The sequence below is a fragment of the Acinetobacter chinensis genome (assembly GCF_002165375.2).
In the GTDB taxonomy this organism is placed as follows: domain Bacteria; phylum Pseudomonadota; class Gammaproteobacteria; order Pseudomonadales; family Moraxellaceae; genus Acinetobacter; species Acinetobacter chinensis.
Map to the genome: position 1 here is coordinate 837,659 of NZ_CP032134.1, position 23,368 is coordinate 861,026.

19 protein-coding genes and 1 pseudogene are annotated in these 23,368 nt (G+C 43.6%); 17 read left to right on the forward strand and 3 right to left on the reverse strand.

Annotated elements, in window-relative coordinates:
- Positions 1-2: 2 nt before the first annotated feature.
- On the reverse strand, positions 3-761 hold the full coding sequence (locus CDG60_RS04850; RefSeq protein WP_087513412.1) for a biotin--[acetyl-CoA-carboxylase] ligase: 759 nt from the start codon (positions 759-761) through the stop codon (positions 3-5).
- A 29-nt stretch (positions 762-790) separates the two neighbouring features.
- Here CDG60_RS04850 and CDG60_RS04855 point away from each other — a divergent pair, with 29 nt between their 5' ends.
- The 10 genes from CDG60_RS04855 to ftn all read left to right on the forward strand — a co-directional run bounded on the left by CDG60_RS04855 (position 791) and on the right by ftn (position 14,498).
- A complete protein-coding gene (locus tag CDG60_RS04855) occupies positions 791-1,600 on the forward strand; it encodes a sulfite exporter TauE/SafE family protein (protein ID WP_087513449.1) in 810 nt (269 codons plus the stop codon).
- Between the two features lie 152 nt (positions 1,601-1,752).
- Complete coding sequence (locus tag CDG60_RS04860; RefSeq protein WP_087513413.1) at positions 1,753-2,448, forward strand: GntR family transcriptional regulator; 696 nt, start codon at positions 1,753-1,755, stop codon at positions 2,446-2,448.
- Positions 2,449-2,458: 10 nt separating this feature from the next.
- Positions 2,459-5,908 carry a chromosome segregation protein SMC gene (smc, locus tag CDG60_RS04865; RefSeq protein ID WP_087513414.1) on the forward strand — a complete coding sequence of 1,150 codons (3,450 nt, stop codon included), beginning with the start codon at positions 2,459-2,461 and terminating at the stop codon, positions 5,906-5,908.
- Positions 5,909-7,009: a cell division protein ZipA C-terminal FtsZ-binding domain-containing protein gene (locus tag CDG60_RS04870; RefSeq protein ID WP_087513415.1), complete on the forward strand. Its 1,101-nt coding sequence runs from the start codon at positions 5,909-5,911 to the stop codon at positions 7,007-7,009.
- A 94-nt stretch (positions 7,010-7,103) separates the two neighbouring features.
- A complete protein-coding gene (ligA, locus tag CDG60_RS04875) occupies positions 7,104-9,134 on the forward strand; it encodes an NAD-dependent DNA ligase LigA (protein ID WP_087513416.1) in 2,031 nt (676 codons plus the stop codon).
- Positions 9,135-9,324: 190 nt separating this feature from the next.
- Entirely contained in the window at positions 9,325-11,514 is a 2,190-nt protein-coding gene (locus CDG60_RS04880) for a TonB-dependent receptor (RefSeq protein WP_087513417.1), read from the forward strand.
- Between the two features lie 70 nt (positions 11,515-11,584).
- Positions 11,585-11,872, forward strand: coding sequence for a hypothetical protein (locus CDG60_RS04885; protein ID WP_087513418.1), 288 nt, complete (start codon positions 11,585-11,587; stop codon positions 11,870-11,872).
- Complete coding sequence (locus tag CDG60_RS04890; RefSeq protein ID WP_087513419.1) at positions 11,838-12,128, forward strand: hypothetical protein; 291 nt, start codon at positions 11,838-11,840, stop codon at positions 12,126-12,128. The genes CDG60_RS04885 and CDG60_RS04890 overlap by 35 nt, the downstream gene beginning before the upstream one ends.
- Before the next feature lie 6 nt (positions 12,129-12,134).
- Entirely contained in the window at positions 12,135-13,763 is a 1,629-nt protein-coding gene (locus CDG60_RS04895; RefSeq protein WP_087513420.1) for a PepSY-associated TM helix domain-containing protein, read from the forward strand.
- A gap of 270 nt (positions 13,764-14,033) precedes the next feature.
- Entirely contained in the window at positions 14,034-14,498 is a 465-nt protein-coding gene (gene ftn / locus CDG60_RS04900) for a heteropolymeric bacterioferritin subunit Ftn (RefSeq protein ID WP_087513450.1), read from the forward strand.
- Between the two features lie 92 nt (positions 14,499-14,590).
- Here the strand turns inward: ftn and CDG60_RS04905 are convergent, their stop codons facing one another.
- Positions 14,591-15,160: a peroxiredoxin gene (locus CDG60_RS04905; protein WP_087513421.1), complete on the reverse strand. Its 570-nt coding sequence runs from the start codon at positions 15,158-15,160 to the stop codon at positions 14,591-14,593.
- Positions 15,161-15,566: 406 nt separating this feature from the next.
- Here CDG60_RS04905 and CDG60_RS04910 point away from each other — a divergent pair, with 406 nt between their 5' ends.
- From CDG60_RS04910 to CDG60_RS04940, 7 genes are all read left to right on the forward strand, one after another.
- The gene (locus CDG60_RS04910; protein ID WP_087513422.1) at positions 15,567-16,295 is read left to right on the forward strand and encodes an alpha/beta hydrolase family protein; all 729 of its coding nucleotides are present in this window, start codon (positions 15,567-15,569) and stop codon (positions 16,293-16,295) included.
- A 278-nt stretch (positions 16,296-16,573) separates the two neighbouring features.
- On the forward strand, positions 16,574-17,818 hold the full coding sequence (gene bioA / locus CDG60_RS04915) for an adenosylmethionine--8-amino-7-oxononanoate transaminase (RefSeq protein ID WP_264757153.1): 1,245 nt from the start codon (positions 16,574-16,576) through the stop codon (positions 17,816-17,818).
- Positions 17,815-18,975, forward strand: a complete 1,161-nt coding sequence (locus CDG60_RS04920; RefSeq protein WP_171405427.1) for an 8-amino-7-oxononanoate synthase — start codon at positions 17,815-17,817, stop codon at positions 18,973-18,975. Before bioA ends, CDG60_RS04920 begins: the two co-directional genes overlap by 4 nt.
- A 19-nt stretch (positions 18,976-18,994) precedes the next feature.
- Positions 18,995-19,798 (forward strand): malonyl-ACP O-methyltransferase BioC, encoded by an 804-nt coding sequence (bioC, locus tag CDG60_RS04925; RefSeq protein ID WP_087513452.1) that lies wholly within the window; start codon positions 18,995-18,997, stop codon positions 19,796-19,798.
- Entirely contained in the window at positions 19,795-20,442 is a 648-nt protein-coding gene (gene bioD / locus CDG60_RS04930; protein WP_087513424.1) for a dethiobiotin synthase, read from the forward strand. Before bioC ends, bioD begins: the two co-directional genes overlap by 4 nt.
- A 32-nt stretch (positions 20,443-20,474) precedes the next feature.
- Positions 20,475-21,482 (forward strand): DUF6630 family protein, encoded by a 1,008-nt coding sequence (locus tag CDG60_RS04935; RefSeq protein WP_087513425.1) that lies wholly within the window; start codon positions 20,475-20,477, stop codon positions 21,480-21,482.
- A 182-nt stretch (positions 21,483-21,664) separates the two neighbouring features.
- Positions 21,665-22,123, forward strand: coding sequence for a nucleoside deaminase (locus tag CDG60_RS04940; RefSeq protein ID WP_087513426.1), 459 nt, complete (start codon positions 21,665-21,667; stop codon positions 22,121-22,123).
- 382 nt (positions 22,124-22,505) lie between these two features.
- Here the strand turns inward: CDG60_RS04940 and rluB are convergent.
- A pseudogene (rluB, locus tag CDG60_RS04945) lies at positions 22,506-23,363 on the reverse strand (23S rRNA pseudouridine(2605) synthase RluB); the annotation flags it as partial.
- Positions 23,364-23,368: the final 5 nt, after the last annotated feature.

The window sequence follows — 23,368 nt, forward strand, 5'->3', positions numbered from 1 at the left end:
ATTTACTCTGCATGTCCGGACAGTTTCAGGCTTCCCTGATAATAAGGAACAGTGCCGTTTACTGTTTCAATCAGTACTGCACCATCATTCTGTATACCTTTGAAGGTGCCTGTGGTGATTTCACTGTTCTGGGTAAATGCAACTGCACGATCCATAAATGCAGCATGATGGTTAAAACGCTGTGCAAGATTGGCGCTGTTGTGACTGAACCATTCTCCTGCCTGCTGTATAGCCAGATACAGTTCAGCAATCAGCTGGATACGGCTGATATGCTGCAGTCCCAGTTCAGCCAGTGAAGTGACATGCTGGTCAATCTGTTCTTTAGGCACGGGAGCGAGGTTGATTCCGACCCCAATCACAGCCTGAGTGCTGTTGATGGGTTCTATTAAAATACCGCCCCATTTTCCTTGAGGGCTGTACAGATCATTTGGCCATTTGACCTGAATATCCAGGTTTTGTAGTCCCGGCATCTGTAGAATATTTAATGCTGTTTCCAGGGCGAGACGTCCATCAAGGGCTATTCTGGTATTTACGACTGTGCTTAAATAGATGTTTCCTTCCGGAGATACCCAGTGCCGCTGGCGCTGTCCTCGCCCCTGAGTCTGTCTCGTACTGCATACAAGTACACTCTGTACACCTTTCAGTGCAATTTCCCTGACATCATCATTGGTTGACTCAGTGACGGGTTTAAGAAGCAGAACTTCAGGCTGTTGACCGGCTTCCGAAAGGAGTTGCTGCAACTGTCGGGTTTCTATGTCCATCTGTATTTAAGCGTAGTGGGATAATGTTTATGGAGTTAATCATATATCTGGTGATCGGTGCAATCGCAGGTTTTGCCGCAGGACTGTTTGGCGTTGGCGGTGGTCTGATTATTGTTCCTATTCTGTATATTGTGTTCACCCAGCTGAATTATGATCCATCGGTGATTATGCATCTGGCACTGGGAACGTCGCTGGCAACGATTATTGTCACCTCATTCAGTTCGGTCAGTGCGCATCATAAAAAAGGGGCTGTGCTCTGGCAGGTGGTGCAGAATCTGGCGCCTGGGCTTGTGATCGGTGCATTTCTTGGAGCAGGTATAGCGGACTATCTGTCAGGACAGGGTTTACAGTTGCTGATCGGGTTCTTCGCGGTCTGGGTGGCATTTAAAATGTTTAAAGGTGCTGCGGTCGCTGTCGATACGGCTAAACAGTTACCATCTACAGGAATGCAGATGCTTGCAGGTGGGGGAATTGGTATAGCCTCCGCTATTTTTGGTATCGGTGGCGGAAGTCTGACGGTACCTTATCTGAACAGAAATGGCGTGGTGATGCAGAAAGCTGTGGCAACTTCAGCGGCCTGTGGCATGCCTATAGCCATTGCAGGCGCACTGGGTTTTATGTGGTTCGGTAAACAGTCTGATATCAGCATTCCTGGTACGATCGGCTACGTACATATTTATGCCTTTATTGGAATCAGTGTCATGAGTTTCATTACGGCAAAGCAGGGGGCAAAAGTGGCACATAAGCTGTCACCTGCTATGCTGAAAAAATGCTTTGCCTGTCTGCTGACAGTGGTCGGAATTTATTTTATTTATCAGGGATTCAAAGTATTTTTATAACAGCCAGGGTTGTCTGATCTCCTGTGGGTACTGACTGTAAAGACAGTAAATTGTCCGACAATGACATGGTATTTTTTTGCAAAACTGAGTAAAAAGAAAAAAATGAAAGACTGGATGTTGAGTCAATCCTATAAAAACAAGACAGGTACAGTATGCAACAGGAAGATACAGACAGTTTGTCGGAGCAGATTGCACGACATATCAGTGAACAAATTATCAGTGGTGAACTGGTTGAGGGCGAGCGTATTCAGGAATTACGTATCGCCAAAGAACTGGACGTCAGTCGTGGTTCTGTCCGTGAAGCACTGTTACTTCTTGAAAGGACGCATCTGATTGAAATTTTTCCGCGCCGTGGCGCGATTGTTTCTGAAATGTCAGCTCAGCAGGTTCGGGCACTGTTTGATACCTGTGCACTGCTGCTGGGGCAGATGGTACAGCGGATTGCTGAAACCTGGCGGACACATGAAGCAGAGGAGTTGCAGCAGTTGCTTGAACAGCTGGCGGAGCAGTGCCGTCAGGGCAATACTGAAAAGTTTTTTGATCTGATTTTTCAGGGGCTGTCACGTCAGCAGGATATGGTTGCAAATCCTTATCTGATGAAGTTTTACAGGGAGCTGCTTCCTTCGGTCAGACGCAGTTATTTTCTGACCTTAAACACTTCACGCCGTGAGCTTCAGGAGTCGTTTGATCTGTTTAAACTGGTGACCGATGCAATTTTAATCCGAAAATCACAACAAGCTACTTTATTTATGGAAGATTTTTGTCGACACTTGCGTAACCTTGTGTTGGAATCTCTGACACGGATGAAACAAATCGAACTTGCGTGGGCAAGACGTTCGCGTCGTTAATCAGGACATTATGCGTTTAAGCAGCTTAAAACTTTCCGGCTTCAAATCTTTTGCCGACAGTACAACATTAAATTTCAGAGCAAACAGAACCGCTGTTGTGGGTCCGAATGGGTGCGGAAAATCAAATGTCATAGATGCCATTCGCTGGGTGATGGGGGAGTCAAGTGCCCGTCAGCTGCGTGGTGGCAGTATGCAGGACGTTATTTTCACAGGGACAGCAAAGCGTAAGGCTGTGGGTGTTGCCAGTGTGGAACTTCGGTTTGATAACACGTATGGCAAACTCGGTGGGGCGTACAATGCTTATAATGAGCTGGCGGTGCGCCGACAGGTGAACCGTGACGGCAAGTCTGAATATTTTTTAAATGGGACAAAGTGCCGTCGTCGGGATATTACCGATATTTTTCTGGGAACAGGTCTGGGGCCGCGCTCATACGCGATTATTGAACAGGGCATGATTAACCGCCTGGTGGATGCCAAACCTGAGGAAATGCGGGTCTTTATTGAAGAAGCTGCGGGTGTATCCCGTTATCAGGCACGCCGCCGTGAAACGATGCAGCATCTTGAACATACCACTCAGAATCTGTCCCGATTGGATGATATTGCCTCAGAGCTGAAATCTCAGCTGAAAACCCTGAAAAGACAGTCCGAAACTGCCATTCAGTACCGTGAACTTGAAAAGCAGATCAGAACCATCAAAGTGGAAGTTTTGTCTTTTCAGTGCGAACAGAGCATGATGCTGCAACAGGAATATACTGTGCAGATGAATGAACTGGGCGAAACCTTTAAACTGGTCCGTTCAGAACTGAATACCCTTGAGCATGACCTGACAGCAACCAGTGAGCTGTTTCAGCGTCTGATTCAGCAGTCCACGCCTTTACAGAATGAATGGCAGCAGGCAGAAAAAAAACTGGCTGAACTGAAAGTCATGCTGGAGCAGAAACAGTCGCTTTTTCAGCAGAACACGACGACGCTTTCTCAGCTTGAAACACAGAAAACTCAGACCAAAGAGAAACTTCAGCTGCTTGAGCTGCAACTGGAAACGCTGCATGACCAGAATGAAGAACTGACTGAACAGCTACAGAATCAGGAAAGTCAGAGTCAGCAGAAAGTACAGGGCTATTCATATCTGAAAGCGCAGCAGGCGCAGGTGCAGCAGGAATTTGAACAGATCCGTGTGCAGGTGGAGAAACAACAGCAGCAAAAACTGCAGATGCAGGCTCAGAGTGAACAGCTGGCAAAAAATATTGCACGGATTGAACAGCAGAAAGAGACCTTAAAACAGCAGGCTGTGCAGATTAAAAATCAGTTCCAGCAGGAAGAAACAGAACAGCTGGAACAGGAACGCTTACAGGCAGTTCAACAGCTGGAACAGCTGGAGCAACTGATATTATCTGCTAAAGCTGAACTGGATCAGTTGCTGGAGGCACAGACAGCACAGAAAGCCTTGTGTGCAGAGTTGAAATCTGAAATTCAGGTACTCGAATCTGAACAGAAAAATTTAAATCAGCTGATGATCAGGCATAGCCCTGCCACAACAGATCATGTGGAACTGATGCAGAAACTGCAGTTAAGTGCAGATGCAAAAGTGCATGCTGAGCTGATTGAACGTCTGCTGTCTAAATGGCTTAAAGCACATATCGTTGAAGAACATGCTGAATTTAAACCTGAAACAGCCAGACAGCTGAAAGAAACCGGTAACAGTTCAGTATTTTCACTCAATGGAATGAAAAGCCTTGCTGAGTGGATTGAAGAACCGAAGCATTCTTTATGGCAACAGGTTGCAGTTGCAGCAAATCTTAAAGATGCTTTGGAATGTCAGTCAAAGTTACAGCCGGGACAGTCCATTCTGAGTCTGGATGGTTATCATGTCGGTTCTGACTGGGTGATCGGGCTGTTGTATGACGAAGACGCACAGGCAGGACAGGGGGCACTCAGTCACCGTATCCGTCTGGAAGAAATTCAGGAAGTCCTGGCGCAGAAAGTGCCATCAGCTGAACTTGAAAACCTGAAACTGCCTGAAATACAGCTGAATATTACGGCTGTGCAGAAAGCCCTGCAGAGCAGTCAGGAACAGCAGAAACAGTTACAGAAATCAGTTCAGCATCTGGATGTTCAGCTTGCAAAAGCTCAGACAGTTGTTCATGCATTTACCCTTCAGCAGCAGCAGCTTCAGAATCAGCTTCAGCAGCTGGATGAACAGCTTGAAGAAGATGCAATGCAGAAAGATGATCTGGAAATTGATCTGCATTCACTGTCCTTAAAACTGGAACAGTTGCTGCCAGGCTACAAAACCATGCAGTTCCAGTCGGATGAACTCAGTGAACAGCTGGAAAGCTCTCATCAGCAGTCACAGCAGTCCGTGCAGGAACTTGAACTGATCCGCAGGCAGTCAGTACAGATTCGTCAGCAGATTGAACTGCTTGAAAAAGATGCCTCATTTCTGAAAGAACAGCAGCGCCAGACACAGGCTCAGATGGAGCAGGCTAAAAAGTTTGTAGATCCTGTTCAGCTGGAATTACCAGCACTCGAAACACAGTTCACTGAACAGCTGACTCAGACTGAAAAACTGCAGAAAACCTGGGGCGAATGGCAGAATGAATTAAACAGTGTTCAGGAAAAACAGAAAACCCTGACGGAACAGCGTCATCTACAGCAACAGCGTGATGAAAAACTGCGGACTCAGCTGGAAGAAAAAAGATTATCCTGGCAGTCCGCAAAGTCTGATTTACAGCATTATTCAGATCAGCTCAAGGAAATGAATGCAGAAATGCAGACAGGGTTAAGTATTGAACTGACTTCACATCAGCAGAAACTTGAAAAATCACAGCAACAGTTTGAAAAACTGGGGGCTGTCAATCTGGCAGCATCAGAAGAATATGAAGATGTGTCCCGCCGTTTTGAAGAACTCAGCCATCAGATGGAAGATTTACAGAAAACGGTTGATCAGTTGCAGGCAGCCATGAAGAGCATTGATCAGGAAACCCGCAAACTGTTCATGTCTACCTTTGATCAGGTCAATACTGAGTTGCAGGAACTGTTTCCAAAGGTATTTAATGGCGGTGAAGCCACTTTAAGTCTTGAAGATGACTGGCAATCAGGTGTAAAACTGATGGCCAGACCACCAGGTAAGAAAAACAGTTCACTTGCTTTGCTTTCAGGTGGTGAAAAAGCCCTGACAGCACTGGCACTGGTCTTTGCAATATTCAGACTGAACCCGGCACCATTCTGTGTACTGGACGAAGTTGATGCACCACTTGATGATGCAAATGTAGGAAGATTTTGTAATTTGGTAAAAGAGCTGTCTGAACAGGTTCAATTCATTTACATTACACATAATAAGGTTGCAATGACCATGGCTACTGATCTGCTGGGGGTGACCATGCCTGAACCGGGGACTTCAAAACTGGTGGCAGTCAATCTGGAAGAAGCAAGAGAATACAGTCTGGTCGCGGAGGCATAAATGGAAATTACTACGATTATTGGCATTGTTGTTGCCATCCTGATTATGTTCCTGGGGTTGCGGATGATACTGAAGAAGCCATCCGATGCAGCGCCTTCGCTCGACTCGGAACTTCATATCAATGAGGACTGCCAGAAACCGGTCATTCCAAGACATGTCCGTGATCAGTTACAGACAGATACAGCTGAAGCTGAACGGGTGGAACCTGTATTTAACACAGCTGATGTTCAGCTCAGTGAGGAAGATCAGAAACCTGAACCCAAGCCTGTAACATCTGAAACAGTTGCAGCGGTTGAAGATGCTTCAGTGTTAAAAGCAGAACTGAAAAACTCAGATGAATCTGATCTAACTTCACTTCAGAAAACCGAAGATGCAGCAGTATTATCTGAACCGGCATTGTCTGAAAATGCAGTACCAAAAGAAGATTCAGCAGAGTCTGAAACTGAAACACAGGCTGTTGCATCTCAGACAGAAACTGAACAGACCATTTCTGAAACAGATCAGACAGTAACAGATACAGCTGAGAAAGAATCTTCAGAATTCAGCCTGAATGAACATGTTGAAAAAGCTGAAATTACAGAATTTAATGATGAAAGCAGCATTCTGGATGCGCATCTCTATGAGCAGCGGATTGTGGATGAGGAAAGTGCCTTATCTACAGCAGAGGACTTCATTGCGCTGAATATGTATCCTGAAAGACGTGTACTGGCAGGGGACAAAGCGCTGAAAGTTCTGCTGAAATATGGTCTGCGTTTTGGTGAAATGGCGTGTTTTCACCGTTATAATGAAGACGGTACAAAATTACTGTTTTCTGTTCTGCAGATTACTGATGAAGGTGCGGCAGGTTTTGACCTGGAAAACCTGTCGACAGAGCAGGTTAAAGGACTGGCATTTTTCCTGGCATTGCCACATTCGGATGTTCAGAATGCATTTGATACCATGATCAGCATTTCAGGTCTGATTGCCCGTGAAATTGATGGAACGGTCTACGATCAGAATCATCTTGAATTTACGCCACAGTTACGTGAACACTGGCGTCATCAGGCAATTGACTACCGCCATGGACAAAAAGACCGTTCAGGACAGAAAACAATTGCCTGAACAGGTTTGAAAGTGGAAGCAGCACTTTTATAATAGTATTCAGTAAAGATTTCAGGGGCGGAACTAACCGCCCTTTTTTAATGGTGAAATATATATGGAACAGAATCCTGTCATTCAACAGATGCGTCAGCTCATTCAGTTGCTGGCAAAGCATAATCATGCTTATTATGTGATGGATCAGCCTGAGATTGAAGACAGTGAATATGACCAGCTTTTTCATCAATTAAAGGTGCTGGAACAGCAGTATCCTGAACTGGTTCAGCCTGACTCACCTGTCAGCCAGGTTGGGGGGAAACCTTTATCAAAATTTGAAAACATTACCCATACCGTACCTATGCTGTCACTTGGTAATGTATTCAATCAGGAAGAACTTTTTGCATTTGCCCGCCGTATTGAGGAACGCCTGCCCAACCAGAAGATTCAGTACGATGTCGAGCTGAAATTTGATGGACTGGCGATTTCGCTGTGGTATGAAAATGGTGTGCTGATTCGTGGTGTGACCCGTGGTGATGGTGAAACGGGTGAGGTCATTACTCAGAATGTGAAGACCATTCGTAATCTGCCTAAAGTCTTAAGTTCAGATCAAGTGGATGTACCACGCTTACTCGAAGTCCGCGGTGAAGTGCTGATGCCTAAGGCAGGTTTTGAGAAGCTGAATGCAGAAAATGAAGCCAAAGGTGAAAAGACCTTTGCTAATCCGCGAAATGCCGCAGCCGGCAGTCTGCGTCAGCTTGATCCTGCGGTTGCTGCATCCCGTCCATTGGCATTTTATGCTTATGGTATCGCTCAGTGTGAACCCAATCATGGTTTGACATCCATGTCTGCCAGCCTGGAGTGGCTGACTCAGTTTGGTTTTGCTGTCGGAGAGCGTCATTTTGTCTGTGACTCCATCCAGGAGGTGCAGGAAAAATATGAGCAGATCAACCGTGAACGTCCTGAGCTGCTGGTGGAAATTGATGGCATGGTCATCAAAGTGGATGATTTAAAGCAACAGCAACAGCTGGGCTTTTTAAGCAGAGAACCACGCTGGGCAACGGCTTATAAATTCCCTGCAGTTGCAGCACTGACCACAGTGGAAAATATTGACTGGCAGGTAGGACGGACCGGAACAGTTACTCCTGTAGCACGTCTGAATCCGGTTGCAGTGGGTGGCGTTACAGTTTCCAATGTGACTTTGCATAACATTGGAGAAATTCATCGCCTGGATGTGCGTATTGGCGATACCGTCAGTGTCTACCGCAGTGGTGATGTGATTCCTAAAGTTGAAAAAGTCTGGCCTGAATTCCGTCCTGCAGATGCCGTCGAGGTTGAACTTCCTGCTCAGTGTCCTGTCTGTGCTTCACCAGTCGTGATGCCTGAGGGTGAGGCACTGGCACGCTGCTCGGGTGGACTGTACTGTGCTGCTCAGCGGATAGAAGCGATTCGGCACTTTGTTTCCCGTAAAGCTATGGATATTGAAGGTCTGGGAGACCGCTGGGCTGAATCATTGCTGCACCTGGATTTACTCAAGGATGTTGCCGATATTTATCATCTGCATGAACATCGTGAACAACTGCTCAGCATTGAAAAAATGGGTGAAAAGTCAGTTCAGAACCTGATTGACTCCATTGAAGCGAGCAAAAAGACCACATTTGCTGCTTTTATTTATGCCCTGGGAATACGCGGTGTTGGTGAAACAACAGCACGTATGCTTGCCAATACCTTCCAGACGCTGGATGCACTGCGCAATGCTGATCTGGAAGCCCTGAAAAAAACGCCGGATGTTGGAGATATTACAGCGGAGTGGATTATTGACTTTTTCCAGGCTGAACATAACCTGGAAGTTGTGGATCGTCTGATTGCTGCGGGCATTCACTGGGATGCACCGGTTGCACCGACCCGTCAGCCTTTAAACGGTGAAAGCTGGGTGATTACAGGAACACTGGCAACAATGGGACGTGATGATGCGACTCAGATGCTGCAGGCTTTGGGAGCTCGGGTCAGTGGCAGTGTTTCAGCAAAAACGAAATGTGTTGTGGCTGGTGAAAAAGCCGGTTCAAAACTGGAAAAAGCTGAAAAACTCGGTATTCCTGTATTGAATGAACAGGAGTTTCTGGCATTGATGCAGGAATACGGACAGAACTGATTTTTTTTGTCAAATTTAAGTTTTATGGAAGCTCAGCAGGAATGCTGAGTTTTTTAATATATGTTATTGAGAATAATAATCATTTGCAAAACAGATCAAACCTTAAAATAACATTAAAAAACACAATTATTAACAAAGGTGATTATGTATACAATAATCATTCTCATTATTACTCGTAAATTATTCTGGTATGAAAGTATTCTCTAAAAAAATATTGGTGAGTTCTGTTGGGCTGATCATGATGGGTGGCTGTTTCAGTCAGATGATCTGGGCAGATGAGGGGCATGTACTGCCTGTAATTAAAACAAAAGCAGAGGCAGATCCGCAGGGTTTTGCAGATGGCAAACTGGCTGAGAAAACAAAACTGGGTATTCTTGGTGAGCGGAAGGTTGTCGATACACCTTATACCGTGACTGAATATACGAAAGAGCTGATTGAACAGCAGCAGGCGGCAACGGTTGGGCAGATCCTGAAAAATGATGCCAGTATCCGGATTACTTCAAATCAGGGGCATTTAAACGAAAACTTTAAAATCCGTGGTTTTGATGTCAACCATGAAGACATGAATTACAACGGTTTTTATGGCATGGCGCCTTATGGTCGTGTTCCGACGGAGTTTCTTGAAACAGTCACTGTCCTTAAAGGACCTAATGCGCTTGTAGCGGGTGTACCACCAACCGGCAGTGTAGGCGCGGTTGTGATTGCAAACTCTAAACGTGCAGACAAAGACCGTACACAGGTTTCTGCCATGTATGAAGATGGTGGTTACTATAAATCGGGCTTTGATTTTTCACGTCGTTTTGGTGAAAGCAAAGAGTTCGGTGTCCGTGTAAATGGTGTCTATGGAGACGGTGAGCATATCATTGAGGGTATGGAAGACCGCCATGCTTCTGGTGCTCTTGCAGCGGATTACACCACAGACAAACTAAAAATCAATTTTGATTCCTACGCAATTCGTGAAGACCGTAAAGGTGGTTCACCGGCAATGATTGCAATGGGACCCGATGTAAAAAATAAGTATGGCAGTGTGGACCATATCCTGGCTGCACCAAAGGGTGGGTTGAACTATTTTCCACATCTGAGCGGTAACACGGACAGTAAATTTGCAGGATTGTCAGGAGAGTATGCTTTTACACCTGACCTGAAAGCTTATGCAGGGGTGGGTTATGCAGAAAAAGAATATGCAGGACACCTGTTCGGAACGAGGATGATTGTTGGTAAGGAAGATGGTACAGCAACTTCACAGTATTACCGTGTCGGTGCAAATGAAAAAAATACGGCTGCCAATGCAGGGATTGAGTCTAAATTTAATACGGGTGCAATCAAACATACGGTTGGACTGAGAACTGATTATTTAAAGCGCAAAGTAAACCAGCATGAAGGGCGTGGGGCTGCACAGGTTGATTTTGAGACCAATATCTACAACCCTTCAAGCCAGGGTAATATGCCGCTGACAAAACCAAATATTGTGCCGCTGGCGGACAATGAATATACCAGTTATAGCCTGACCGATCAGCTGTCTGTACTGGATGATAAACTTCAGCTGATTTTAGGTCTGCGTTATCAGGACATTGATACCCGCAACCTGGTTAATAAAACAAACTATAACGAAGATAAAGTATCACCAAGCCTGGGTATTGTTGTTAAACCATTTGGAGAAGATCTGTCCCTTTATGCCAGCTATGTTGAAGGTCTGACCGAAGGTTCAACAGTCAACAATGTTAATGATGTTAATGACAAGGTGACCTTTGCACCGTTTAAGACCAAGCAGTATGAGTTCGGTACGAAATATCAGAAAGGCAGCTGGTTAAATACTCTTGCTTTATATCAGATTGAAAAACCGGGTGTGATGACGGTCAGTATTCCTAAAGATGCCAATGGTAAAACACAGCAGACAACAGATGGTGTGGAAACCCGTTCACGCGGTGTCGAGTGGGCATTTTCAGGTAAAGTGCTGGAAGATCTCAGTCTGATGGGTGGTGTGGCGTATACCGACGCAGAGTACACCAAGGGTAAAGCGAAAATTTCAGGCAAGGACGAAGACGTTTCAGGTAAGAAAATTTATGGCGTACCTGAATGGACTGCGACACTGGGTCTGGATTATGCAGTTCCATTTGTGGATGGGCTGAGTGTAAATACCCGTGCCAGTTACGTGGGTGAACAGTACACAAATAACCGCAATAACCTGGAGCTGCCTGATTTCACCATCTGGGACTTAGGTGCCCGTTATAAAACAAAAGTGGGTGGGGTGAATACAACCTTCCTTGCCAATGTTGATAATGTCACCAATAAAAAATACTGGGAAGGTATTTTCAACCCTGACTACGTGGTTGTAGGTGGTGCACGTACCTATAAAGTCGGTGTTACTTTCGATTTCTGATGTTGATCAGCCCATTACCATGTAATGGGCTTTTTCTGTTTTCAGCTGTATGTATTGATGGAAAATCAACATGAAAATACTTGCTTTCCTGCTGGGTTTCACAGGGAGTCTGCTGATCTATCTCAGTCATCCCAATCAGCAGATATTCAGGCAGTTTCTGCCACGATCATACCGCTATACAGGTCTGATTTTTATTTTACTGGCGTTGCCAGTCTTTTTATTTGTACTGCCGAAACTTGTGGCGGTCTGCATGTGGCTCATGACTTTACTGGTGGCATGGTCATTTCTTCCCTTTATTCCTCTGTTCAAAAGGTATGTTCCTCATGAAAGCGCTGACTCAGCAAAAGATTCAACCTGACTGGTGGAGTAAAACCTTTGCAGGCGCATTGCTGGGGCTGAGTTTTGCTTTTGCCTGTTCTGCTCTGATCACCATGTGGGGGCTGAACCACATTGAAAAGGGCATTGCGCCTCAGCTTGGTATGTGGTCGATTCCCTGGATCTGGTTGCCTTTGTTTTTTGTGGCTTACTATATTCCACGCGGCTGGCAGGCGATTTTGATTTTTCTGCTGCTGAATGTGATTGCGTACAGCCTTGTGTTCTGGTTGAGGGGTTAAGTTTGTATGAAAGTCCGTACCGATATTCTTCGACTGTCCAAAGAGCTGCATACCTGGGTCGGCATCAGCGCAGGGATTCTTTTGTTTATCTGCTTTTTTGCAGGTGGGCTGAGCATGTTTCAGCATGACTTAAGTAAATGGGCGACTCCTCCTCAGCAAAGCCTGAGTGCTGTACATCAGAATCAGTACAATGAACTGATTGAGCAGGTTCAGCAGAAGTATCCTGAAGCAAAGAAAAGTTTTCAGATTAATGTAAATTCCAGAGAATTTTATAACGCACCCATCCAGTGGATTTCGGACAAAAAAGCTGAGAGGGATGATCATGATTTTGATCTGCATCAGAACAGTATGCTTGCGACACTGAATCCTGATGGTTCCTTACAGGTCAGGCAGGAGGATCTGTCCAAAGCTGGCTGGCTCATTGAGCAGTTGCATGAAACGGGTGGCATACCTGGCATGCTCGGACACCACACTCTGGGTGTGTATGTCATGGGTGTGGTTGCTGTTCTGTATTTTCTTGCAATCATGACTGGGCTGATCGTGCTGTTGCCGACACTGGTGAAAGATTATTTTGCCATCCGTAAGGGTAAAAACAAGAAACGTTTCTGGCTGGATGCGCATAATGTTGTGGGAATCACCAGTTTACCTTTTCATATTCTGATCAGTGTTACGGTTATTGTTTTTGCATTTCATGACTTGTTTTATGATGGTATTGGGCAACTGGTCAGTAAGGGTAAGCCGCTGTTTGAACGACCACCTGCTGCACAGATTGCAGAACCTGCCCCACAGTTGGATGTGGAAAAAATACTGGCAAAAATCCAGCAGCAGGCACCGGGTTATGAGATTTCCTCCATCAGTTTTAATCACCTGGATCATCCTGAAAAAGCATCTGCCAGAGCCAGTCTGTACAGTCCTGATCAGATGTTAAGGGGTGACCGTTTTGATGTCATGATGTTCAATCCTTATCAGGAAAAGCCTTTCAGTACTCGTAACCTGAACACAGACAGTTCTGCTATGGATAAAGTCATCCGCTCCATGTTCAGTCTGCATTTTGGTAACTATGGGGGTGACATTACCCGATGGATGTATGTCATCCTGGGAATTGGTGGCGCATTTCTGTTTTATTCAGGCAATATTCTATGGATAGAGTCACGTATCAGAAGACAGAAGAATCCGAATCTGCCCGTACCACAACAGCGCAAGGATGTCCGTTTTGTGGCGAGTCTGACCATCGGTGCCTGTCTGGGCTGTGTACTGGCAGTTTCTGTCAGTCTGTTGCTTGGACGCTGGGCTTATGTTTTTACGGCAAACCCTGGCAGTCTGAACCACTGGTTTATATACAGCTACTATGCGGTGTTTTTACTGGCTTTGCTTTACAGTTTTGTCGCAGGTGCTGCACGTGCATTACCGCACTTGCATCTGATGATTGCAGTGATCCTGTTGCTGATTCCTTTAACATCGGTTGTGGCATTGATCATGCCTGACCTTGGGCTATGGGTAACATCTTCCTTTCTGTGGTGGATTGATATTTTTGCCATTATTTTTGCGCTGGCATTTATACGGTTTTATCAGCAGGCAAATACACGGATGAGACATGCAGAACCTGGCTCACTGTGGGCAGCAAAGCGTGATTAAGGCATTTTTAATTACACAAGGTGCGGTGAATAAGAAGCATTGTTAATAGTTACAAAAAGAATCAATCACAATTTTTGAGCCAGAATGCCTTTGCAGATTCAATCAGATTCTGCAAAGGTTTATTTTTTATATGGAAAATTGTTTATTAAAACTGCAAATGCGTATGTTTCTCATTTTAATTTTATAAAAATCATAAACTTACACATATTAAATTTTGCAAAACAGTCGAAAGTTGTCCATAATAATACAAAAGGGTATGGAGTTTTTGAAATGCGTGGCAATCCAGAAGTCATAGACTATCTAAACATGTTGATCGGTGGCGAACTGGCTGCTCGTGATCAATACCTGATTCATTCCCGTATGTATGAAGACTGGGGTTTAAGCAAAATTTTCGAACGTATTGACCATGAAAGCCAGGAAGAAGCTTCTCATGCTGATGCGCTGATCCGCCGTGTACTGTTCCTTGAAGGTACGCCAAACATGGATCGTGATGACATCGAAGTCGGTACCGATGTTGTGACATGTCTGAAAGCTGACCTTGCACTTGAATATCATGTCCGTGACAAACTGGCGAAAGGTGTAAAACTTGCTGAAGAACATGGCGATTATGTGACCCGTGATATGCTTCGTCAGCAAATGTCGGATACTGAAGAAGATCATACATACTGGCTGGAAAAGCAGATGCGCTTGATTGAGTTGATTGGTCTACAGAACTATATTCAGTCTCAGATGTAAGATTCTTTCGTCTGCTTATTTTCCTTGAGGAAAAAGTTAAGACGAGGTGAAAAAAGCCTTTAGGTGATCAATCTAAAGGCTTTTTTTATGGGCTATTTTTTCGAAAACTTTTGAATATCTGCCAGAACCTGTCCAGCATGCGTCTGTGTATTTACACTGCTGTAGTGGTAGACAATTGTTCCCTGGGGATCAATCAGAAAAGTTTCTCTTTTTGCAATTTTAGCGATTCCTAAATTACGGATAATGCCAAACTGCTGTGCGAGTCGATGATTGTTATCTGCAAGGATTGGAAAATTCAGCCCTAATTTTTCAGAGAATTTTTGATGTGACTGGACATCATCCAGGCTTACGCCTAAAACCACTGCATTATTTTTGATAAATTGTGGATATAAGTTTTTGAATTGATTGGCTTCCTGGGTGCAACCTGGTGAGTTATCTTTTGGGTAGAAATAGAGTACGACCCATTTACCTTTGTACTGACTCAGTTCATGCCATTTTGCATTTTGATCCTGGAGTTTAAAGGCTGGTGCAGGTTTGCCTACCCATTGTTTCTGATCTGAATCTGCTTTGGAAAAGACCGAGTTTTCAGCCTGGGCGAAACTGAACATGCCTAATGTAGAAATGGAAAGTAGACTCATACTTACGAGTTTAACGAATTTCATCACAGGTTTTTCCTACATTTAAGCTGTTTTGATCTTAGCAAATTTTAGATCGTATGCGAAATGCGAAATGCGAAATGCGAAATGCGAAATGCGAAATGCGAAATGCGAAATGTGAAATGTGAAATGCGAAATGCTGGTATTTACGATGGATAGATTTAAGACGGTATGTATGTAACTATCTTTTTGATTGAAGAAAATTGCTATCGCGTTAAGCGACATGGATGTCGCCGTTAGACAAGGGTATCATGGATATCTTGCACAGTAATACTGCTCATGTCTAACAGAGGATTTTTGTCACTTTTGATCCTTCAAAAGTGAGGCATTGCCTACGCAGTCTTAATCAAAATTAGATTGGTAAGTTAAGGCTGTGCTGAAAATAGTTAATCATTTTCATAATGGAGTCACTTTGAACCAAAAAATTTTACTCATTACAGGCTGGGGCGGTGGTACTAAACTACTCAGCGCCTTACAACAGGCTTTACAGAATCAGGGACATGAAGTTGAACTGATCAATATTTTTAATGCTTTGGATGATGCAGAATTACAACAGCAAACTGAAAAAGCCAAAGCGTTTGATGTGATTATTGGATGGTCTTTGGGTGGGCAACTTGCGACGCTGTTGGTTGATCAGATTTCCAGACAATATCAACAACACAAAGTATTGATTACCTTAGCATCCAATCCATGTTTTGTTGCCAATGATGTGTGGCAAACTGCAATGCCACAAGCGACATTCCAAAGTTTTAAACAATCCTTTGAAACTGACGCTATCACGACCTTAAAGAAATTTGGCTACATGGTCTGCCAGGGTGTGGAAAGTACCAAAGCAGATTTTGTAAAGTTGCAAAGTTTGATTCAGGCGCAGAAAATAGAACTGTTACAGGATGGACTAAACCTGTTAGAGGGTTTAAATCTTGTCAATATATTGAATAATTATGCAGGTTATCAGTACCATATCTTTGGAAAGCAGGATTACTTAGTTAGTTACAAAGTTTTGGATAATCTTCAAAATTTAGATGCAAAGTTTTTAGACGCTGAGTTAATCAGTGGCTCACATGGCTTGCCTGTTTTCCAAATTGACTTAATTACTGACAAAATCTGCCAATATTTACAAAAAATAAAGCAAACATCCTGATAAGTGGTGCATCTCGCAATTTATTTATCATTCATGCAGGTTTAAGATTCAAAACATTCAAATAAAACTTTCCATCTTTGTTGAATCCCCCTTTATTTTTCATAGGGAGAGAAAGAGATGTGAATGAGGAAAAGTTTTAATCCTGTTGTGAGAGATAAAGGAAGTTAAGGATGACCGATTCAAATACTGAATCAAATCAAACGTTCAGTGATTCGTTGAATGATCAATTTAGTGATCAGGCATTTGATCAACAACACATCTGGCATCCTTATACTTCTATGACTCATCCTTTGCCGACCTTTAAAGTGAAAAGGGCGCAAGGCGCAATCATTGAACTTGAAGATGGTCGTCAGTTGATTGATGGCATGTCGTCATGGTGGTGTGCGATACATGGTTATAACCATCCTGAACTGAATCAGGCGGTGACTGATCAATTACAGAATATGTCGCATATCATGTTTGGTGGCTTTACCCATGATCCTGCGATTCAACTCGGAAAATTATTACTTAAAATCACGCCTCCGAGTTTAGATAAAATTTTCTTTGCCGACTCAGGTTCAGTTGCAGTTGAAGTGGCTTTGAAAATGGCAGTTCAATATTGGTCATCACTCGGAAAATTAGAGAAAACTAATTTTGTTACACCGCGCTCGGGCTATCATGGTGATACTTGGAATGCGATGTCTGTGTGTGATCCTGTCACTGGCATGCATCAGATTTTTGGCTCAAGTTTACCGAACCGAATTTTTGTTCCTGCACCACAAACGGCTTTTGATGAAGAATGGAATCCTTTAGATATTGCTGAACTCGAAAAAACTTTAGCAGAACAACATCAAAGCGTTGCTGCCTTAATCCTTGAACCGATCGTACAGGGTGCAGGCGGTATGCGTTTTTATCATCCTGAATATTTACGTCAAGCCAAACTGCTCTGTGAAAAATACAATATTCTGCTGATTTTCGATGAAATCGCCACAGGTTTTGGACGTACAGGTAAGCTGTTTGCCTGGGAATGGGCTGGCGTAGAGCCTGACATCATGTGCATCGGCAAAGGTTTGACGGGTGGTTATATGACTTTATCTGCAACGCTGACCACACAAAAAGTAGCGGAAACCATCAGTCAGGGCGAGGCAGGCGTGTTTATGCATGGTCCAACTTTTATGGCAAATCCCTTGGCATGTGCGGTGGCGGTACGAAGTACAGAACTACTCATTTCACAGGATTGGCAAAGCAATATTCAACGTATTGAACAGCAATTATCGAGTCATTTACAGCCTTTGGCACAGCTCGATTTTGTTAGAGATGTACGTGTTTTGGGTGCAATAGGCGTGGTGGAATTGACCTTCAGTGTCGATATGAAAACCCTGCAACAAGAGTTTGTACGCCGCGGGATCTGGATTCGTCCATTCGGCAAACTGGTCTATGTGATGCCACCTTATATTATTTCTGAAAATGAATTAAAAACACTGTTAGAACAACTGGTTGAAGTCGTTAAAAATATGAAAAGCAGTATGGAGAATGCATCGTGAGTCATTTACTGGAGCATTTTTCAGCACAACTGGATCAACTGAAACAACAGGGCAATTTTCGTCAATTCACCAACAATATTCAGCAGGATCGTTATATTCAAATCAATGATCGACGCATGTTGAATCTCGCATCGAACGATTATTTGGGTTTAAATTCTGACCTGCAATTACGTGAACAGTTTTTTGATGAAACACTGAATGATCAACGCTGGATGAGTTCGACGTCATCACGCTTACTTACAGGGAATTTTCCTGAATACGAACAGCTTGAGGCGAGTTTGAGTCTGGTTTTTCATGGTCGTGCTGCACTGTTATTTAACAGTGGTTATCACATGAATATCGGGATTTTACCTGCACTTGCTGACAGTAAAACTTTGATTCTTGCGGATAAACTGATTCACGCAAGTATAATTGATGGCATCCGATTATCCACTGCGAAATATGTGCGTTATCGTCATAATGATTTGGTACATCTGACTCAACTTTTACAGAAATATCATGATGATGAAGCCTTTGATCGGATCATTGTGGTGACTGAATCCATTTTCAGTATGGATGGTGATGAAACGGATTTGGCTGAACTGGTTCGGATCAAAAAGCAATTTTCCAAAGTGATGCTCTATGTTGATGAAGCGCATGCAATCGGTGTGCGTGGTGAGCAAGGTTTAGGCTGTGCAGAACAATATGGCGTGATTGACGATATTGATCTTTTGGTTGGGACATTTGGTAAAGCGATTGCCTCAGTCGGTGGATATTTGATTTGTCATGCAATTATTCGGGATTATTTGATCAATGCGATGCGTCCATTGATCTTTAGTACCGCACAACCGCCGATCTGTATGGCATGGACAAATTTTATTTTTCACAAAGTGCTGAATTTAAATTCACAACGTCAGCATCTACAACAGATCAGCATATATTTACAGCAAGCTGTGATTAATCAAGGTTTTGACTGTCCTTCGAGTTCGCATATTATCCCTGTGATTATTGGTGAATCTACCAAAACAGTGGCAAAAGCCAAAGCGTTGCAGGATGCTGGTTTTTACATCATGCCTGTACGACCACCGACAGTGCCACAAAACAGTTCACGTTTACGCATTTCACTCACTGCACAAATCAAGCAATCTGAGCTTGAGCAACTTGTGACATTGTTGTGAACTGATGATGAATATTGCAATGAAAAATCCACAACGTATTGATAAAACTCAAGTGGCGTTGCGTTTTGCACAAGCAGGGCAAAGCTATCCTGAACATGCCATTGTGCAACGCAAAATTGCACAGCAATTATTTGATTTAATTAGACAATATTGTCCTAAGCAGTTAAATCAGGTTTTTGAAATGGGTTGTGGTTCGGGTAATTTAAGCCATTTACTCATTGAAAATTTTCAGATCAAGCATCTGATTTTAAATGATCTCTATTCAGAAGTTCAGCAGCATTTTCAGTCAGATCAGATTCAAGCGATTCAAACTCAGCAACAGATTGAGTTTCTGATTGGTGATATTGAACAGTTGAACTTTCCTCAAAATAACGACCTGATTGCCTCAAGTTCTGTTCTACAATGGATGGGGGATTTGGACGCTGTATTCGCCAAAGCACGACACAGTTTAAATCCTCAAGCCTTGTTATGTTTTTTGACGTTTGGTCAGCAGAATTTACAGGAAATTAAGGCATTAACAGGGCAGGGCTTGGATTATTTAAGCCTTGAAAATATTCAGGAAAAGCTACTAAAAAATGGTTTTGAAATTCTGCATATTTCAGAACAGATTGAAGCTTTAAATTTCGAACATCCAAAGCAAATCTTGCAACATTTAAAAGCCACAGGTGTCACGGCTACGGCTTCTAACTTTCGTTGGACAAAGCAAAGTTTGCAGGATTTTTATCTGAATTATCAGCAGTTTTTAACACAGGGTGAATTGGGTAAAACATCATACCCTTTGTCTTATCATCCGATTTATTGTATCGCGCGGAGAATGCCATGACAGGTTCAGTTTACTTTATCAGTGGAATCGACACAGGCATTGGCAAGACCTATACCACAGGCTATCTGGCAAAGTTATGGAATGCGCAAGGCAAAAGAACCATTACGCAAAAATTGATTCAAACGGGCAATGTGGATATTTCCGAAGACATTGAACAGCACCGTGAAATTATGGGCATGGGTTGGTTTCCTGAAGATGAAAGCAAGCTGACCATGCCTGAGATTTTTACTTATCCTGCATCGCCACATCTGGCGACCAAAATTGATGGTCGTGAGATTGATTTTCAAAAAATAGAAAATGCCACAGCTCAACTTGCTGAAAAATATGAGGTTGTATTACTCGAAGGCGCAGGCGGTTTGATGGTGCCGTTGACTACAGAATTGCTCACAATTGATTATGTGGTAGAGAGAAAATTGCCTGTGATTCTCGTGACCTCAGGGCGTTTGGGCAGTATTAACCATACGATCTTGAGTTTGGAAGCATTGAAAAGTCGTGGTTTGGAACTCTATGCACTTGCGTATAACCTAAAAGATGAGTCTCAGGACGCGCTGATTTCCAAAGATACTGCGGATTATTTAAAAACATATCTGGCAAAACATTTTCCACACAGTGTATGGATAGATATTCCTGATATTTCTGTTTAACTTGGGAGTTAAAAGTACAGAAGTTAACTGAAATGCCCAGAATTTATTATAAATCTGAACAGCTTGCAGGGCAGGTGCTGGATCAGAAGATATTGAGTTCATCTGAGTTTGATGAAATTTTCACTCAGGCTGAACATCGACTTTATGAGTTTTCCACACCTGAATCAGGTTTTTTTCAGCGACTGTTTGGGAAAGACAACGCCTGCTTTCGCTATGTGCAACTTTCTAAGGATGGTATTCCCTATACCACGCGGGAAGGCAGCTTTTTTCTACCTGTTTCACTGATTTTTTATGATGTGGATGATGCCAGTTTTCCTACACTGTTTTACTTTATTGCGAAACTGGGTGATCAGCTTGAACTTCGCCAGTGTCAGGCAGGTCAAGGTGTGCAATGGTTTCAGATTCCTGATTTACATGATGAAGTGACTGATCAGAAAATTATTCATAAAGTTAAAAACAGCCTGAGTGTTTTAAAGGAAAAAACCGCCATTGAGTTTGCAAATCGTCCTTTGCTTGAGCAGTCAGAGCTTGAGGCAGATTCTGATGAATGTTCTGAAGAGTATTCTGAACTGGATGAACATCTGAAACAGGCGTATGTGCAACTGTCTGAAATCTGTCTGAAACAGCATCCACGTAAAAGTGTCGCACTGGATTATATTCATCAGATGAAAAATACAGACGATGATTTTTTCAGCAGTATCGGGCAGTTGATAGATGATTTATGGCAGGAAAATATCCGTTTATTTGTTTCTATGGACTGGAAGCAGGAAGTGACAGATCTGGAGTGGCATTTACAAAGTATGCTCAAGGATAACTGGCAACTGGAATTAACATTACCTGATCTTGCTCTATTGGGTGACGATACCGTGGTTTCAGAGGATGGTGTTTTTGAGCAGTATCATCAAGTCTTGTTGAAACAGGGTTTAAAGCTTGGTTTTGTGGATATGGATTCTGACAGTTATGTATTTATGTTGCATCCTGTAGATGAAACAGAAACAGTGAAAAAGGCTGTGGAAACGATAGGTTATCGTTATCTGTAGCAGAGCGTTGTTTCAGTCAGTCGAACAGCTAGGATATTTAGTTGATGGATGTTTATTGCACGGTGTTCAATTGTCAGTATTTAAGTCATTCTGCTAAATAGAGATGCTCATTTCAGCGCGGCTTTGTGTTTTAATTCTGAGAATCATCTGGGTTTTGAACATGTGGGTTCGATAGGTATTTTATGAGTGATCAGAAATTTTTACAGCAGGCAGTGGAACTGGCACTGAGCAATGTTGAACAGGGCGGTCGTCCTTTTGGTGCAGTGATTGTCAAAAATGCCGAAGTGATCAGTACAGGTGTCAATCAGATCCTTACCACAGGTGATCCAACCTCACATGCGGAACTCAATGCACTGCGTCAGGCAGCGCAAAATCTAAAAAGTACTTCGCTGAAAGATTGTGTGGTCTATGCAAGTGGACAGCCTTGCCCAATGTGTCTGGCGGCATTGCGTATGGCAGGTGTGGAAAAGATCGTCTATGCCTATTCCAATGCGGATGCTGAGCCTTTTGGATTATCTACAGCGAAAATCGCGGAAAGTTTAAGAGAAGATCCGCATGATCAGACATGTTTAAGTTTTATTCAGCTCAAGCCTGAGCAGGAAACGGCACTGTATCCGCTCTGGAAGGCAAAACAGTCTTAGTGAAGTTGGAATCAGTTCTATTTTATGCACAAAAAAGCCACTTTTTTCAGTGGCTTTTTTATTCAGGTTTTAATTAAAACTTTTTAAAACCTCTATGAATTACAACCGGTTTACGTTTTTCAGGCTGTTCGCCACGCTCCTGGTTGTCATAACCGCGATTGTTGCGATCTGCATTGAAACGGTTTGCAGGACGCTCAGAGCGTTCGCTGTTAAAACGATTGCCATTGCTGCGATCATTGCGTTCAAAACGGTTTCCGCCACGGGTATCGCTTTGTTCCTGACGAGGAGCACGGTTGTTAAAGCGGTTATCGTTATTGCGGTTGTCAAAACGGTTGTTGTCACCCATTGCACGATAGTTACGCTGTTGCTGCTCTTCCGAGTGCTGTTCACCTTCGTCACGGCGCTGCTGACGCAGATAACCGCCACGACGTGCAGCCATTGGTTTTTCCTGCATGCGGTCATTACGGCGTTTAGCCATACCGAACAGACCTGTACCCTGACGTGGTTTTAACTCTACAGCTTTTGCCAGGTTGTCGATGTCATTTTTGTCCAATTCCATCCAGCGACCTGTACGCAGCTCACGTGGCAGAATGACTGTACCATAGCGTGTACGTAACAGACGGCTGACTTTCAGACCCTGTGATTCAAAGATACGGCGTACTTCACGGTTACGACCTTCTTTAACCACAACCTGATACCAGCGGTTGATACCTTCACCACCAATTTCAGTAAATGATTCAAATTTTGCAGGGCCGTCATCCAGTACAACGCCATTGGTCATGTTGTTGCGTAACTGAGGTGTCACTTCACCCATGACACGAACAGCATATTCACGTTCGATTTCATTCGATGGATGCATCAGGCGGTTCGCCAGTTCGCCATCATTTGTGAACAGCAACAGACCTGTAGAGTTGATATCCAGGCGACCCACCATAACCCAGCGGTCATTGGCAATCGTCGGTAAATTATCAAATACAGTCGGGCGTGATTCAGGATCATTGCGTGAGCAGATTTCACCTTCAGGTTTATAGTAAATCAGTACGCGACGGCGGATTTCATCTTCAATCTGAAACTGAACTTTACGACCATCAATACGAAGCTCATCTGTTGGCTCAATACGTTCACCTACCTGAGCAACCTGCCCATTAACACTGACACGACCAGCAGCAATGACTTCCTCCATATAACGGCGGGAGCCTAAGCCAACTCGTGCGAGTACTTTTTGCAATTTTTCACTCATGACAG